Source organism: Amycolatopsis sp. N2S4-7, assembly GCF_058119595.1.
On sequence record NZ_CP172299.1, the window covers coordinates 1,881,299 to 1,895,031 of the forward strand.

The 13,733-nt window shown below is 73.1% G+C and carries 18 protein-coding genes; 4 read left to right on the forward strand and 14 right to left on the reverse strand.

The genetic code is table 11. The features are described 5' to 3' along the window. Positions 1 to 243 precede the first annotated feature (243 nt). The gene (locus ACH54P_RS08620; RefSeq protein WP_489911812.1) at positions 244 to 846 is read left to right on the forward strand and encodes a hypothetical protein; all 603 of its coding nucleotides are present in this window, start codon (positions 244 to 246) and stop codon (positions 844 to 846) included. A gap of 4 nt (positions 847 to 850) precedes the next feature. Here the strand turns inward: ACH54P_RS08620 and ACH54P_RS08625 are convergent, their stop codons facing one another. The 5 genes from ACH54P_RS08625 to ACH54P_RS08645 form a co-directional block, all read right to left on the reverse strand. Next, positions 851 to 1,483: a hypothetical protein gene (locus tag ACH54P_RS08625; protein ID WP_489916363.1), complete on the reverse strand. Its 633-nt coding sequence runs from the start codon at positions 1,481 to 1,483 to the stop codon at positions 851 to 853. Then, positions 1,480 to 2,607: a hypothetical protein gene (locus ACH54P_RS08630; protein ID WP_489911813.1), complete on the reverse strand. Its 1,128-nt coding sequence runs from the start codon at positions 2,605 to 2,607 to the stop codon at positions 1,480 to 1,482. Before ACH54P_RS08630 ends, ACH54P_RS08625 begins: the two co-directional genes overlap by 4 nt. After that, the gene (locus ACH54P_RS08635) at positions 2,604 to 2,939 is read right to left on the reverse strand and encodes a hypothetical protein (RefSeq protein WP_489911814.1); all 336 of its coding nucleotides are present in this window, start codon (positions 2,937 to 2,939) and stop codon (positions 2,604 to 2,606) included. The genes ACH54P_RS08630 and ACH54P_RS08635 overlap by 4 nt, the downstream gene beginning before the upstream one ends. A gap of 9 nt (positions 2,940 to 2,948) precedes the next feature. Beyond that, a complete protein-coding gene (locus tag ACH54P_RS08640) occupies positions 2,949 to 3,443 on the reverse strand; it encodes a YbaB/EbfC family nucleoid-associated protein (protein ID WP_489911815.1) in 495 nt (164 codons plus the stop codon). Between the two features lie 97 nt (positions 3,444 to 3,540). Then, entirely contained in the window at positions 3,541 to 3,843 is a 303-nt protein-coding gene (locus tag ACH54P_RS08645) for a DUF1905 domain-containing protein (protein ID WP_489916365.1), read from the reverse strand. Positions 3,844 to 3,956: 113 nt separating this feature from the next. Here ACH54P_RS08645 and ACH54P_RS08650 point away from each other — a divergent pair, with 113 nt between their 5' ends. Together ACH54P_RS08650 and ACH54P_RS08655 are read left to right on the forward strand one after the other, a co-directional pair. Further along, a complete protein-coding gene (locus ACH54P_RS08650) occupies positions 3,957 to 5,057 on the forward strand; it encodes a hypothetical protein (RefSeq protein WP_489911816.1) in 1,101 nt (366 codons plus the stop codon). A gap of 1 nt (position 5,058) precedes the next feature. Beyond that, positions 5,059 to 5,445 carry a hypothetical protein gene (locus tag ACH54P_RS08655; RefSeq protein WP_489911817.1) on the forward strand — a complete coding sequence of 129 codons (387 nt, stop codon included), beginning with the start codon at positions 5,059 to 5,061 and terminating at the stop codon, positions 5,443 to 5,445. Between the two features lie 7 nt (positions 5,446 to 5,452). On the opposite strand, the gene ACH54P_RS08660 is transcribed toward ACH54P_RS08655, so the two are convergent. The 4 genes from ACH54P_RS08660 to ACH54P_RS08675 form a co-directional block, all read right to left on the reverse strand. Next, positions 5,453 to 6,001, reverse strand: a complete 549-nt coding sequence (locus tag ACH54P_RS08660) for a hypothetical protein (RefSeq protein ID WP_489916367.1) — start codon at positions 5,999 to 6,001, stop codon at positions 5,453 to 5,455. A 107-nt stretch (positions 6,002 to 6,108) separates the two neighbouring features. Then, complete coding sequence (locus ACH54P_RS08665; RefSeq protein WP_489911818.1) at positions 6,109 to 6,729, reverse strand: hypothetical protein; 621 nt, start codon at positions 6,727 to 6,729, stop codon at positions 6,109 to 6,111. 101 nt (positions 6,730 to 6,830) lie between these two features. Then, entirely contained in the window at positions 6,831 to 7,496 is a 666-nt protein-coding gene (locus ACH54P_RS08670) for a response regulator transcription factor (RefSeq protein ID WP_489911819.1), read from the reverse strand. After that, positions 7,493 to 8,704, reverse strand: a complete 1,212-nt coding sequence (locus tag ACH54P_RS08675; protein ID WP_489911820.1) for a sensor histidine kinase — start codon at positions 8,702 to 8,704, stop codon at positions 7,493 to 7,495. Before ACH54P_RS08675 ends, ACH54P_RS08670 begins: the two co-directional genes overlap by 4 nt. A gap of 156 nt (positions 8,705 to 8,860) precedes the next feature. Between ACH54P_RS08675 and ACH54P_RS08680 the strand changes: the two genes are divergently transcribed. Beyond that, a complete protein-coding gene (locus ACH54P_RS08680) occupies positions 8,861 to 10,513 on the forward strand; it encodes a glutamate--tRNA ligase (protein ID WP_489911821.1) in 1,653 nt (550 codons plus the stop codon). A gap of 257 nt (positions 10,514 to 10,770) precedes the next feature. Here ACH54P_RS08680 and ACH54P_RS08685 read toward each other — a convergent pair whose 3' ends face one another. The 5 genes from ACH54P_RS08685 to ACH54P_RS08705 all read right to left on the reverse strand — a co-directional run bounded on the left by ACH54P_RS08685 (position 10,771) and on the right by ACH54P_RS08705 (position 13,607). Beyond that, the gene (locus ACH54P_RS08685; RefSeq protein ID WP_489911822.1) at positions 10,771 to 11,181 is read right to left on the reverse strand and encodes an STAS domain-containing protein; all 411 of its coding nucleotides are present in this window, start codon (positions 11,179 to 11,181) and stop codon (positions 10,771 to 10,773) included. Between the two features lie 423 nt (positions 11,182 to 11,604). Beyond that, positions 11,605 to 12,369: an STAS domain-containing protein gene (locus ACH54P_RS08690; RefSeq protein ID WP_489911823.1), complete on the reverse strand. Its 765-nt coding sequence runs from the start codon at positions 12,367 to 12,369 to the stop codon at positions 11,605 to 11,607. Then, a complete protein-coding gene (locus ACH54P_RS08695) occupies positions 12,366 to 12,740 on the reverse strand; it encodes a hypothetical protein (protein ID WP_489911824.1) in 375 nt (124 codons plus the stop codon). Before ACH54P_RS08695 ends, ACH54P_RS08690 begins: the two co-directional genes overlap by 4 nt. 253 nt (positions 12,741 to 12,993) lie before the next feature. After that, positions 12,994 to 13,191 (reverse strand): KTSC domain-containing protein, encoded by a 198-nt coding sequence (locus tag ACH54P_RS08700; RefSeq protein WP_489911825.1) that lies wholly within the window; start codon positions 13,189 to 13,191, stop codon positions 12,994 to 12,996. Positions 13,192 to 13,202: 11 nt separating this feature from the next. Next, on the reverse strand, positions 13,203 to 13,607 hold the full coding sequence (locus ACH54P_RS08705) for a ChaB family protein (RefSeq protein ID WP_489911826.1): 405 nt from the start codon (positions 13,605 to 13,607) through the stop codon (positions 13,203 to 13,205). Positions 13,608 to 13,733 lie beyond the last annotated feature (126 nt).

Sequence of the window (13,733 nt, forward strand, 5' to 3'; positions counted from 1 at the left end):
AGCTCAGTCCGATGTGGACGGATCAGCCGCGGCTCCGGCGGCGGTCCCCCGAGCCGGGCGATCGCTCGGCGAACCGGTCTTCCCCCACGGCGTCGAGCGCACCGCAGGCCGCGCTTCTTGGCCGTGTCGAACAGGATCCGGCGGCCGTCCGGAATGGACGGTGCCGCCGCCGGGGCGATCAGGGTTCGGGAACACTGGGGTTCAGTGCCCGGAACCCTCCCGGGCGTGACACGAGGAGTCCGGATGGACTGGGAACCCACGAGACGGTCCCTGCACGGCGTCGCGGAGCTGCTGCTGGCCGGCCCGCAGCACCGGGCGACCGGGCGCATCGACCTCCGCGTGACCGACGGCGGCTTCGCGACGGTCGCCGGGCCGGCGCTGCGCGTGGAAGGGGGCGAACTCGTCGCGGGCCGGACGCGGGTGACGCTGGCCGGGCGCCGGTACACCGAGGTGGCGGCGGAGGCGGGGCTCGAGGCGGGGGAACCCGCGGGCGTCTACTCCGGCGGCCCCGGTGTCCGGCCGTCCGAGACGATCACCTTCGACGCGGACGCGCTGAAGGCCCTGCTGGCGGCCTTCGCCGAGGGTGAGCGGGCGCTGCGCGAGTTCGCCCCGGAGGTGACACCGGTGCTGTGGCCGGAGCACTTCGACGTCGCGATCACCCTGGAGGAGGTGAACTACGGCGTCTCCCCGGGCGACAGTCACCTGGGTGAGCCGTACGCGTACGTGGGGCCGTTCGAGCCGCGCCAGGGCGAGTTCTGGAACGCCCCCTTCGGCGCGGCCCGGCCCTTGCGCGAACTGGACGGCGAGGTGACGGCGTTCTTCCGCACGGGCCGGGGGCTGCTCTAGCGCCCTACTGCGGCTTTCCGGTCCAGTGGACGACGTCCGGGAACTCGACGTACTTCCGCAGGTGCTGCTCCTCGGCGCGGCCGTGCAGGGGGAAGCGGAAGCTCGAGCCGTCCGGCCAGGTCAGGGTGCTCTTGCGGAAGCTGAGCTCCGGGGCCTGCGGCTTGCGCGCCTCCCAGACGATCCGCGGCGGGGGCGCGTCGGCCGGGTCGGTGAAGGTCGCTCCGGTGTCGACCACCGCGAGGCACGACGGTGAGCACGCCAGCCACGGGCCCTTCACCGATCCGAGCCGGTCGGCCAGGTCGAGCGCCATCGCGTTCGCCGGGCCCGAGACCCGGATCTCCCGCTGGAACGGCCGTCCCGGTGCGCCGCCGTTCGCCAGGGCGAAGACGGAGAACACGGCCGTGCCGATGCCGCGCAGGATGTTCCAGAAGAACCGCCGGACGAGCCGCTTCCCCTTCACGGTGCCGTCCAGGCGACGGCCCGGGACGGCGAAACCCACGTCCGGGTCGCCGAGGCGCAGCACGATGACCGGCTCGTGCCAGCGGTCGCGCATCGACGCCTCGACGCTCTCCCGGAACCCGGGGCGGACCTGGGCCTCCTGCGACCAGCGCTCGACGCGCCCGGTGAACCCGCTCAGATGTCCAGGTCCTTGCGCGTCTCCTCCGGGCTCCGGTCCCCGCCGATCTCGCTCTTGTCGAACCACGGTTCGTCCCCCTCGGGCGTGACGGCTTCCTTGCCTTCGGCGAAGGCACCCTTCGCCGCGCCGATGCCCGCCTTGACACCCGCTCCGGCGAGCAGCGGCCCGGCGCCGGCGGTGGTGCCGAACATCGTCGTGAGCATCCGGTTGCTCGGCTGCCAGCCCTGCGCCGCCGCGCCGAAGCCGAACTTCGTCTGGCCGGGCATCACGCCGACGCGCAGCTTGGTCGTGAACTCCACCAGCTTCGTCGAGTACTTCGCCAGGTACTCGATGAACGTGTCGAGCAGCTTGCCGAACTTGCCCAGGTACCCCGTCACCTTCTTGAGCACGGCGGCCGCCTTGGCGATCGACGCGGTCATCGCGGCGGCGACCGAGCTGCCGAAGCTGATCACGGACGCGGCCAGGGCCGGCAGCCACAGGGTGATCAGCCAGGAGACCAGCTCGGTGATGATCCCCTTGATCACCTCCTCGATGACCACCATGACCATCGACCACATCTGCAGCACCTCGGCCACCGAACCGGCGGCCGAGCCGACGCCGCGGATGCCCGAGGAGAAGTCGCCGAGCGCTTCCTTCGCCGCGTTGCCGGCCTCGTCCACCCACTCGGCCAGCGCGGTGTCGCCGGTGCGCTCGAAGTCGTCGGCGAGCGCGACGAAGCCCTGCGCGATCGTGACGAAGTTTTCGGAGGCGTGCCCGATGGCCGGGCCGTCGCCGGTGACCTGGTGCAACGCGTCCTGCAGCGGCTGGACCAGCTCGAGCAGCATGTTGAGCCCGTGGCTGACGAGCCACCCGATCGGGTCCATGGCGAAGGTGACCATGTCCCCGGCGGCGGCGCCGACGAACGCCGCCCCGTCGCCGACCAGCGCGGCCCCCGCCGACGCCAGCTCACCCGGGCCGTCCGCCTGGGCCGCCTGCTGGGCGTGCTCGGCGATCTTCTTGCCGGACTTGTAGACCGTGCCGGCCACCGGCACGTAGCCGGCCGCGCGGTCGAGGTTCGCGCCGGTGCTCTCGTCGTACGCTCCGACGTCGAGCGCGTCGGCGATGCTCTTCTTCGGCTCGGTCATTCGCCCTTCCCCACCGCGTCGATTTCCGCCTCGTACCGGCCGAAGGTGACCTTCCCGGCGTCCTCCATGCCCTGGTACATCTGCGCCGCCGTGGTCAGCTTGGTGGTGAACCCGTCCACGCCGTCCTTGAGGTCGGTCAGCAGGGAGCGCAGCTCGGCCAGGCGCTCGGTGTAGCCCTGCTTGGCGAAGAGGCCGACCAGCCCCCACGCTTCGTCGGTCACGTCGGCGGCGTCGATCTTGGCCGCGAACTTGTCCGCTTCCTGCTCGTAGAAGGGCAGCTGCCGGGCGTAGGCGGAGATCGCGCCGATGTTCGTCTGAATTCCGTCTGGCATCGCGGTTCCCTAGGATCGGCGGAGGATGGGGCCCTGGCCGAAGTCGTCGTCGTCCTCGGCCGCGGGGCGGCGGGCGGGCCGCGACGGCTGCCGCGGCTGCGGTTCCGACGCGGGTTCGGGCGCCGGGGTTCCGAACGCTTCGGTCTGGGCTTCGCGGACCTGCGCCGAGACGTCGACGCCGAACGCGTCGCCGAAGGTGGCGTCCACGATCCCGGCCTGCTGCTGCGCGGCACCGGCCACGGCCCGGCGGATGGTGTCCAGGATCGTCGCGGCCAGCCGTCCCGGTTCGACGCGCGTGGCGCCCGCGGTGAGCCGCAGGTCGGTGACGGTGCCGCCGGCGCCCGCGACCACCGTGACGGTCCCGTCCGGCGACGTGACGGTGGTCGACAGCTGCGCGATCCGCTCCTGCATGTCGCCGACGCCGGCGAAGCGGGCCTCGGCCTGCCGCACCTTGCTCCGGAAGTGCTCGAACTGGGCGATCAGCTCGTCCATCTGGGCGGACATCGTGTCTCCCTTGCGCGATACGGGGGCCTGTGCCCGAATCATGACAGATCCGTCCGCGCGCCGATCCGTTTTCCGCGGATCGCGCCGGAGCGGGTGGTCAGAAGTCGACCAGCTCCACCGTCACGGTCAAGGTGTCCCCCAGGTCGAGGCCTTCGGCGTCGCGCACGGCCCGCTTGACCGGCAGCACGTAGCCACCGCGCGAGCCGTCCGGGAAGATCGACGTCTTCCACGTGGTCGCGCCGACCGTCACCCGGACGCGCACCGAGCCGAAGCCGCGCGGTGGCCCGGCGGCGAGCTCGCGGATATCCTCCGAGACGTCGGCGGGCAGGGTCACGAAGGTCCACGTGTCGGTGCGCCGGGCGTCCCATTCCCACAGCCCGGCTTCGAAGACGACGATCACGGCGATCAGTGTCACACGGGGCACCGACACTAAACCGGTCCGGCCGCACGGGCGTGGACCGGCGACACCCGAACGCCCGACCCGGAGGAACGACCATCAACACGGATTTCCAGGTGGACCCGGACGCGATCCAGAAGCTCGGCGCGCTCGCCGGCCGGGCGGGTTCGGCGGCCAGGCTCTACGCCGCCGCGATGGACGGCCCGGGCGAGTGGGGCGAGGGGCTGCTGATCAACCTCCTCGCCAAGCCGCTCGACCAGTGGCAGGCGCTCTGCCTCGCCAACGACCGCAAGGCCGAATCACTCGCCGACGCCTACGAGACCGCGCTCGTCGCCGTGGCCAAGCTATACCGCACCACCGACCGCGAGGCCGCCGCGAAGGCCGACTCGTCCTATCCGGACGCGCACTCCGAGCGGATCGCCGCCGACGACGTCGTCTCCCCCGAAACCGCCGCCACCTTCACCGACTTCGACAACGCGTCGCTCAACCCCCGGACCGGCGAGGTGTACCCCGGGTCGCACAACCTGCCCGCGGACGCGTTCGACGGCTGGAACATCCAGCTCCAGAACCTCGCGGACAAGATCGCGGGCGGGGCCGCGATCTCCGGGCCGGTGCGCGGGCTGCTGACGAAGATCATCGGGACCGACCTGCTGACGGTCGTCGAGAAGCTGGTGACCGGCGACTGGGACCTGCTGCTGAGCCAGGGCATGGTGTTCGAGGACACCGGGCTGGCCTTCGGCAAGATCAAGCAGAACATCGACCGGGGCCGTCTCGGGATCCAGGAACGCTGGACCGGGCACGCCGGGGAAGCCGCGCGCGCCTGGCTCACCGACTATTCGTACGCCTGCGCCGCCCACGCCAAGTTCTGCACGGACGCCGGCTGGAAGATCAAGAACTTCGCCCGCGCGGCCTACGACGCCATGCAGGTCCTCGACATGGCCCTCGAGTCCCTGCTGGACGCGGCGCTCGGCAAGGTGCTGAAGCTCGGCAAGGCTTTGGAGCTGGCGCTGCTCGGCATCGTCGGGCTCAGCGACGGCGAATCCGTGCGCCAGGCGATCGCCGGCATCCTGGCCGAGGCCAGCCCGCTGCGCGGCGCCATCGACACGCTCACCGCGCTGGCGCACACGGTCGCGTCGGTGTCCGAGCTGGTGGCGGGCAACGGCGAAATCGCCGCCCAGGCCTGGCCCGGCGAGCCCTACAAGCACCCGGGGACGTGACGTGGAAATCTCACCTTGGCGCACCGCGCAGGGCCGGCTCGCCCGGCACAACCAGCTGGTCCTGCTGGCCCGCGGCGACGGCGACCTGGCCGACTTCGCCCGCGACGTCCTGGCCGGCCGGGCGAAGCCGGAGGACCTGCTCTACCGGTCGTACCTGAGCGAGAAGACCCTCGAGTCGGCCCACGCGGGGATCGACGCGTGGCACGCCCTCCCCGAAGCCGACCGGCAGGCGGCCATCGACGGGGCCGAAGCCTCGACGCGGGCGGAGATCGCCGCACTCGCGGCGCTCGACCTCACGGAACCGGCTCCGAAACCCGAAGACGGCGATGACGACGACGATGACGACGACCACGACTTCGGCGCGGAGTTCCTGGACTCGTTGCGGTGAAAGGGATTCAGAGACAAGGCGGCCGGTAACCGTCGACACGCAGTCCCCGGAAGACCAGCTCGTTCGGCGTCTTCCCCACGAACACCAGACCACGCGCCTCGGCCAACGCGGATGCGAACGAGTACGACGGCGTGCCCAGCTCGGGCAACGTCGTCCACCGGCCCGGCGCGAAGCCGAAGAACCGCTTCACGAGCTTCCCGCCCGTCGACGGCACCCGCGTCAGCCACTTGTCGCCGCCGCTCCAGTGGGAGGCCGGGCGCAGCTGGACGTAGACGTCGTCGGTCGCGCTGTAGGTCAGCCAGAAGCCGGCCGAGCGGGAGAGATCGGCCTGCGCCTCGAACCGGTTGCCGAGCCACACGACGGCCACGTGCCACTCGGCGTTGAGGAACGTCACCTTCGCCGCGTAGCCGTGCCGCTCGGGCACGAGCAGGCTGCCGGTCGCCGGGACGGTGGTGCCCTCGCCGCTGGCGAGCCACTGCTGCAGCCGGTCGATCGAGGGGGTGTCGCACTCGCAGCCCGAAGCCGAGGCGGCCGCCGGGGCGGACAAGGAGATCATCAGGACGGAGGCGAGCGCCGCGACCGCTTTGACGACGGCGGCCACGGCCCGGCGGTGCGTCGATCCTGGGCGCATGCCCGGAAACTAGCACGGCCGGACGGCGCATCTCACGAAGAACCACGATTGGTCCAGTCCATTTTCACCCGTCCGGCGGAGGCCGTGCGGTCGCGGATCGCCGCCGTCACGAGCAGCGCGCCCGCGACGACGGCGACCAGCAGGTAGGCGTTGCCGACGACCGCTTGCCCGGCGGTCCAGTCCCGTTCCCGGCCCTGGCCGCCCGGCACCACCGCCACTGTCCAGCCGGTGAACACGACCGCGACCGGCAGCGCGGACCACCGGTGGCGCCCCGCGAGCAGGTAGCCGAGCGCGGGCACGACCCACACCCAGTGGTGCGTCCAGGAAATCGGGCTGACCACCAGCGCGCACCCGGCGGTGACCAGCAGCGCGCCGCGGTCGTCGCCCGCCCGGTGCCGCCACCGGACGACGAACACGGTGGCCGCCACGGCCAGGGCCGCGAACGGCGGGTACGTGAACGGCAGTTCCGGCGCCCAGCCGGGCAACGCCGACAGGTGCGCGTACAGCGGTTCTCCGCGCAGCACGGCCATCCCGCCGGCGCGGTAGACCGCGGAGTCGACGCCGAGCGGGCGGCCGAGCGCCCACCAGGCCACCGCGACGAGCGCGAAGACGGGCGTCGCCACCAGGACGACGGTTCGAGAGCGGATCCCCATGCCGCCACGATGATCGACGCGGCGGTGCCGGTCGTCGTGCCCCGGTGCCGTCTTCCGGTGCGACCCCGGTAGCGGCCGCGGCCCGGCGTGCTACCCCGGTATCACCGGCCGGGCACCACGAGACCCGCCTCGTAGGCGGCCACCACCGCCTGCGCCCGGTCCCGCGCGCCGAGCTTGCCGAACACCCGGCTGACGTGGGTCTTCGCGGTCTGCTCGGCGATCACCAGCACCTCGGCGATCTCCGTGTTGGACAGGCCTTTCGCGACCAGGCGGAGCACCTCGGTCTCCCGCTCGGTGAGGTCCGCGATCCCCGCGCGTCCCCGGGAACCCGCCTCGGCGGCCCGGCCGCGGACGGCGAACTCGCCGATGAGCCGGCGCGTCACCGACGGGGCGAACAGGGCGTTGCCCGCGGCGACCACCCGGACCGCGACGACCAGGTCGTCCAGCGGCGCGTCCTTGAGGAGGAACCCGCTGGCGCCCGCGCGCAGCGCCCCGTAGACGTACTCGTCGATGTCGAACGTCGTCAGCATGAGCACGCGGACGTCCCCGCCCGCGGCGAGGATGCGGCGGGCGGCCGCCAAGCCGTCCAGCTCGGGCATCCGGACGTCCATCAGCACGACGTCCGGTGCGAGCTCCGCGCACCGCGCGACCGCCTCGGCACCGTTCGCGGCCTCGCCGGCCACCCGGATGTCGTCCTGGGCGTCGAGCACGGCGCGGAAACTCTGCCGGACCATGGTCTGGTCGTCGGCGATGAGCACGGAAATCACGCGGTCTCCTCGTGGTCCAGCGGCAGGTCGGCGGTGACGGCGAACCCGCCGTCGGCCGTCGGCCCGGCCACCAGCGTGCCACCGAGCACGGCGGCACGCTCCCGCATGCCCAGCAGGCCGTGGCCGGGCGGTCCGGGCCGCCCGGGACCGCCCGGGGCGTTGCGCACGGCCGCGTGCACGGCACCGGCGCCGACCCGCAGTTCGACGTCGATCGCCGCCCCGGGCGCGTGCCGCACCGCGTTGCTCAGCGCTTCCTGCACGATCCGGTAGGCGGACAGCGCGACCCCGGCGGGCACCGCGGCGAACTCGCCGTCCACCCGCAGCGTGCAGGCGGTGCCGAGGGCGCGCACGCGCTCCGCCAGCTCGGCCACCCGGCCGGCGTCCGGCTGCGGGACGACCTCGCCGCCGGTGCCGTCGGTCCGCAGCACGCCGAGCAGCCGGCGCATCTCGGCCATGCCCTCCCGGGCGGTCCCGGTCAGCTCGGCGAACTCGGTCCGCAGGTCGTCCGGCAGGCCGGGAAAGCGGTAGCGCGCGGAGTCGGCGCGCAGGGCGAGCACGGACATGTGGTGGGCGACGACGTCGTGCAGCTCGCGCGCGATGCGCGCGCGTTCCTCCAGGACCGCCGCCCTCGTCTCTTCGGCCGCGCGCCTGCGCTGCTGCTCGGCGCTTTCCCGCTCGGCGACCCGGCGCTGCCGCACCGCGTTGCCGCCGACCAGCAGTGCGGTCATCAGGGCGACCAGCAGCGCGAGGTCGCGCCAGTCCCCCACCCGGACGCCCATCGCCCCGGCCGAGACCACGCCGACCACGACGAGGACGCCCTGCGCGTGGCCGGTCGCCACCAGGAACCAGACCAGCGCCGCCGTCAGCGCCAGACCCGGTGACCACGGCCAGCCCCACAGCCTGGACAGGCCCGGGTACACGGCGGGGGTGACCACGATCAGCACGACGAGCAGCCGCCACGCCCACAGCGGCGAGCGGACGGCGACGACCGCGGTCAGCACCGTCGCCGCGGCGAGCGCGAAGGCGAGCGGCGTGCCCTCCGCCTCCCGCGAGGTCGTCAGCAGCGCGACGAAGCCGGCCCACAGCCCGATGCCCACGGTGGCGGCGGCGCGCAACCGCGCCAGACCGGCCGACCGCGCCGCGACTTCGGGCCGGACACCGGCGTAGAGGACGTGACGAACGATCCGCCACCCTTCGCCCCACCGCACCGCCCCCACCCTACGGCGACCGCCCGCCGGAGCGGGTTGACGACCTGCCGCGCCGGGCGCCCGGGCCGCCCGGCTAGGCTCTTCGTCGGCGAAAACGCCCATCTTCGCCAGCGCCTGACGGCGGGCAAGTGCACCACGACGCGGGGAGAACAACCCATGCTGGACCGAGCGGTCATCGACGCCCTCTTCCCTGCCGACCTGCCGGAACCCGAGCACTGGGAGCGGCAGTACCCCGCCCGGGAGCTCCCCGAGGGTGCCCTGGTCACCCGCTTCGGCCCGTCCCCGACCGGGTTCGTGCACATCGGCGGCATCTACGTCGCCACCATCGACCAGGACCTCTCCCGCCGCTCCGGCGGCCGCTACCTCGTCCGCGTCGAGGACACCGACCAGTCCCGCGAGGTCGAAGGCGCCCTCGAGCAGTTCGAGCGCGGCTTCCGCTACTTCGGCCTCGCGGCCGACGAAGACCTCGGCCGCGGCGGCGACTACGGCCCCTACCAGCAGTCCGCGCGCGAGCGGATCTACCTCACCTACGTCCGCGACCTCCTCCGCCAGGGCAAGGCGTACCTCGACTTCGCCACCAAGGAGGAGCTGGCCGCGATCACCCAGCGGCAGCAGGCCACCAAGCTGCCCACCGGCTACTACGGCAGCTGGGCCATCTGGCGCGACGCCGACCCGGCCGACGTCCAGGCCAAGCTCGACGCCGGCGACCCGTACGTCGTGCGGTTCCGCGCCCCGGACGACACCGGCGCCCGCGCCCGCTTCACCGACGCCATCCGCGGCCCGCTGGAGGCCGAGGCGAACCGCAACGACGTCGTCATCCTCAAGAGCTCCGACCAGAGCCCGCGGCTGCCGACCTACCACTTCGCCCACGCGGTCGACGACCACCTGATGCGGATCAACCTGGTCGTCCGTGGCGACGAATGGATCTCGTCGGTGCCGGTGCACCAGCAGCTGTTCGACGCGCTGGGCTTCGCCTCGGTCACCTACGCGCACATCGCGCCGCTGATGAAGCAGGACGGCGGCAGCAAGCGCAAGCTGTCCAAGCGGAAGGACCCGGAGGCTTCGGTCGACTTCTACATCGAAGCCGGCTACCCCGCCGAGGCCGTCCTGTACTACCTGCGCGGGCTCGCCAACGGCCGGCTCGCCGAGCTGCCGCTCGAGCAGGCCCTCACCGAGCCGATCCGCCTCGAGGAGTGCGGGGTCGCCGGCCCGCTGGTCGACCTGGTGAAGCTCGACGACATCGCCGCCGACCACATCGCCACCCTCGCCGGCGCCCGGATCCTGGCCGCCGTCCGGACCTGGGCCGAGCGGTTCGACCCCGAACTGGTCACGGTCCTCGACGCCGAGCCCGACCTCGCGCTGCGCGCGCTCGCCGTCGAACGCGACGGCGCCGAGAACCCGCGCAAGGACCTGAAGAAGTGGAGCGAGTTCCGCCAGGTCTACGGCTTCTTCTTCCCCCAGCTCCACGCGTCCGTCACGGGCCCCGGCGACGAACGCATCGCCGCGCTCGGGGTCGACCCCGCCGTCGTCCAGGCCGTGGCCCGCGACTTCGCCGACCACTACCGCCAGCTCGACGACGGCCAGGAGTGGTTCGAGCAGATCCGCGAGGTCGCGGCCAAGCACGGTTTCGCCCGCAACGCCAAGGAGTTCAAGAAGACCCCGGAGGCCTACCCCGGCTCGATCCGCGAAGCGTCGCAGATCATCCGGATCGCCCTCACCGGGTCGACGCGCAGCCCCGACCTCCACGCGATCAGCCAGGCCCTCGGCCGGGAGGAAGTGCTCGGCCGGATCGGCGCGCTGACGAAGTAGCGGCTCGGCGGTCCGTCAGCCGCCGGGCGAGGTTCGGCAGCTGACGGACCGGCGCCTGACCGACGAGCGCCTCAGCGTTCCGCCGGCCGCCGGGCCAGGTGCAACCGAACCGGCGCGCCGACCAACCAGCGACTCAGCGTTCCGCCAGCCGCCGGGCCAGGTGCAACCGAACCGGCGCGCCGACCAACCAGCGACTCAGCGGCCCGCCGGCCGCCGGGCCAGGTGCAACCGAACCGGCGCGCCGACCAACCAGCGACTCAGCGTTCCGCCAGCCGCCGGGCCAGGTTCAGCCACTCCTCAGCGTCGGCCAAGGTGCCGTACAGGGGCAGGACGTGGTCCAGCCCCAGAGCCCGGACCGGGCGCAGGACGGCTCGGCCGCCGGCGACGACGGCGACCGGGATTTCACGGGCGCGCGCCGCGGAGACCGCCTCCACCAGCACCCGCAGCCCGCCGACCGAGCAGAACCCGACCCGGCCGAGGTCGGCGACCAGCGCGCGCGGGGTGAGGCCGAGCTCTTCGTCGAGCCGCGCCGCCAGGCGGGCGGTGAAGGCCGCGTCGATGTCGCCGGTGACGGCCACGACAGTGCGCTCGGCGGTCACGGTGATCGCGAGCCGGGCGGGCGTGCCCAGCTCGGACCTGGCGCCGGGGCGCGTGACGGTGTCGCCCATCGGGCGGAGCCTCCTAGTCGGCGAAGCGGGGCCGGACCGGCCCCCGGCCACCCGGACACGGCCGCGGGTGGGCTTCGTAGCGGCGGCTGTCGTTCTCAACCGCGGCACCACCGACGTTACTACCCCGCGGGGGCGTCCACAGCCCGGGCTCACCCGGACGAGCACCTTGCGGAGTGCACCGAGCCCGGTGGGCTCAGCCGGACAGCAGCCTCTCCCGGACCGGCGTGGCGACCCGCCGGTCCCGCGCCGGCGTCACCTTCGGCCGGCCGGGGCTTTCCCCGGTCGCGGCAGAACTGGGCGGGGCTCGAAGTACCGCTCCGGCTGCTCCTCGGTGAGCCCGTCGACCTCCGCCGCCGGACCGCTTCGACCCCGGGTGCGTCGGCGTTGCGCTGCAGCTGGCCCATCCGGCGGCGGACCGACACGCTACTCGGCGGAACGGTCACCGGGGGTGCCGGGACGCGGGACGAGAACGGCCCAGACGACCTTGCCGCCCGCCCACGACCGGCTGCAGCCCCACACGCGCGCGATCTGCGCGACCAGCTTCAACCCGAGGCCGGGCTCGAACGGGGAAAGCCGTTCGAGCAGCATGGCCGGCCGCGTGTCCTGGTCGGCCACGGCGACCGTGCACACGCCCCGGCACAGGTCGAGCCGCAGCCGCGGCTCCGAAGTGGTGTGCCTCAGCACGTTCTCGATCAGTTCGGTGGCGACGAAGCGGGCGTCTTCGGCAAGTTCGGGCACCTGCCACTCGGTCAGCTTGGCGGTGACGAAGTCGCGGACGCCCGCCGAAGTGTTTTCGGTGCGGGCGAAGGTGCGGTCGGTCCGCCGGCGCATCGGCTGCTCCAGCGCCTCCGTCGCCGACACCAGGTCGGCGCGGACCGGGACGTAGCGATCGACGACGTGCTGGTTGAGCAGCACCCGGTGACCGGGCCCGGCGGCCGAGATCGTGAACGGGATGCCCGGCCAGTCGCCGATCCGCATGGCGACCAAGGAAAAGACGCTCACCAGGGACGAGTCGTCGATCGTCAGCTCGCTGATGTCGGCCACCAGACCGTCCGGCGAATCCGTCGCGATCTTCAGCAGGCCGTCGCGCAGAGAAGGGTACGAAGCGAAGTTCAGATCGCCGGTGACCGTCACGACGGTCACCGGCTCCCGGCGGGCGATGGCGAGGTGGGCCGAGGGCAGGTTCATCCCGTCGCCGGTTCCCCTGCGGCCTCGCCGGTCGCGTGGAACAGGAACCGCCGCAGCGTCTCCGCCGCGTCGGTGGCCTCCCTGGCGGAGGCGGCGAACCGCTCGGCCGGTCCGGCCGGCTTTCCGCCGGTCTGCGTGGAAAGCTTCCGCGCGAGCGCCACCTTCTCGTCGAGCGCGCGCAGCGCCTTCGTCAGGGCGAACTCGCCGTCGTGGTCGCCGGGGGGTGGGCTCGCGCGGTCGAGGATCCGGGCCGGCGCGCTGTGCGTCCCCGCACCGAGGTGCATGGTGCCCGGGAAGTCCGGCGGCAAGCTGGACACCACGGCCCGCAGTGCGACCACGAGATCACGCCGGAAGGGCGGCACGGTGTCCACCTCCTCACCCTCGGCTTCACGGTAGCCGAGGCCGTCCATTGAGACGAGTAGCCCCCGCCACGCGGGCTAAACCCCTTGCCGGTCGGAACGACCGCGAGCGCGCGAGAGCCGCAGGTGACGGGCAACAGGTCCGCCGCGGCAGGTCACCGGTGTCCAGGAGGCCGATCCGCGCCGCCGAGGTGACCAGGATCGCGGTGAGGTGTCTCGTCCGGCCCGGTCGAGGTGCTGCGCGACGAGCACCGCCGCGCGCGCGTCAGTCCACCTGCCGGTACGGGTAGCGGTCGCGGATCGCCGTCCGGAAGTAGCGGCCGTGGCTGCCGGCGGCCAGGAACGCGCGGTGGACTTCGCGCGGCACGGCGTAGTAGTGGTAGACGCCGCCATTCCGGAACTCCACTTCGAGGGTGCCCACCGCGGCGTCGTAGCCGATCGAGGCGATGCTCGCCGACTCCACCGGCCGCCGCTTCACCCGGAGCGCCGGGCCCGGTCGGTGCGTCGCCGGTTTTCCTTCTCCAGCGCGGCGACCAGTTCTTCCTTGGACATGCGGGACCGGCCGGGGATGCCGAGCTGCTTGGCCCGCTCGTACAGGTGCTGACGGCTCGCCGTCGCGGCGACCCCGCCGTGGGTCGGCCGGCCCGGCTGCCCCGCGCCGCCCGCGGCCTGCTCGTCCGACGGGCCGCGCTCGGGCTTCGGCTCCCAGTGGTCGCCGACCTTCTCGAAGGTGTGCTTCAACGCCGCGAAGGCGGTCTGCTGGGCCCGCCGGCCGGGGCCGTAGGTCCGCAGCGCCGAGTCGTGCGCCGCCACCCACGTGTCCTGGGCCTTGCGCGGCGACCGCAGCAGCGTGCTGGGCAAGTCTTCGCGTCCGGGCATGTCGCCTCGGCTACCCCGCCGCTCCGGAGCCGAAACCGGCTTGCCTCGGCAGTGGTGCTTGCGGCATCTTTACGCGTTGGAGCGCCGGGAAGTCTGGTCGGCACGCCCACCCCGGTCGGGGCGGGC

Excerpts from the sequence above, each read along its gene's own strand:
- ACH54P_RS08620 (WP_489911812.1), top strand. The coding sequence starts at position 244 with ATGGACTGGGAACCCACGAGACGGTCCCTGCACGGCGTCGCGGAGCTG.
- ACH54P_RS08630 (WP_489911813.1), bottom strand. The coding sequence starts at position 2,607 with ATGACCGAGCCGAAGAAGAGCATCGCCGACGCGCTCGACGTCGGAGCG.
- ACH54P_RS08635 (WP_489911814.1), bottom strand. The coding sequence starts at position 2,939 with ATGCCAGACGGAATTCAGACGAACATCGGCGCGATCTCCGCCTACGCC.
- ACH54P_RS08640 (WP_489911815.1), bottom strand. The coding sequence starts at position 3,443 with ATGTCCGCCCAGATGGACGAGCTGATCGCCCAGTTCGAGCACTTCCGG.
- ACH54P_RS08660 (WP_489916367.1), bottom strand. The coding sequence starts at position 6,001 with ATGATCTCCTTGTCCGCCCCGGCGGCCGCCTCGGCTTCGGGCTGCGAG.
- ACH54P_RS08665 (WP_489911818.1), bottom strand. The coding sequence starts at position 6,729 with ATGGGGATCCGCTCTCGAACCGTCGTCCTGGTGGCGACGCCCGTCTTC.
- ACH54P_RS08680 (WP_489911821.1), top strand. The coding sequence starts at position 8,861 with ATGCTGGACCGAGCGGTCATCGACGCCCTCTTCCCTGCCGACCTGCCG.
- ACH54P_RS08685 (WP_489911822.1), bottom strand. The coding sequence starts at position 11,181 with ATGGGCGACACCGTCACGCGCCCCGGCGCCAGGTCCGAGCTGGGCACG.
- ACH54P_RS08690 (WP_489911823.1), bottom strand. The coding sequence starts at position 12,369 with ATGAACCTGCCCTCGGCCCACCTCGCCATCGCCCGCCGGGAGCCGGTG.
- ACH54P_RS08705 (WP_489911826.1), bottom strand. The coding sequence starts at position 13,607 with ATGCCCGGACGCGAAGACTTGCCCAGCACGCTGCTGCGGTCGCCGCGC.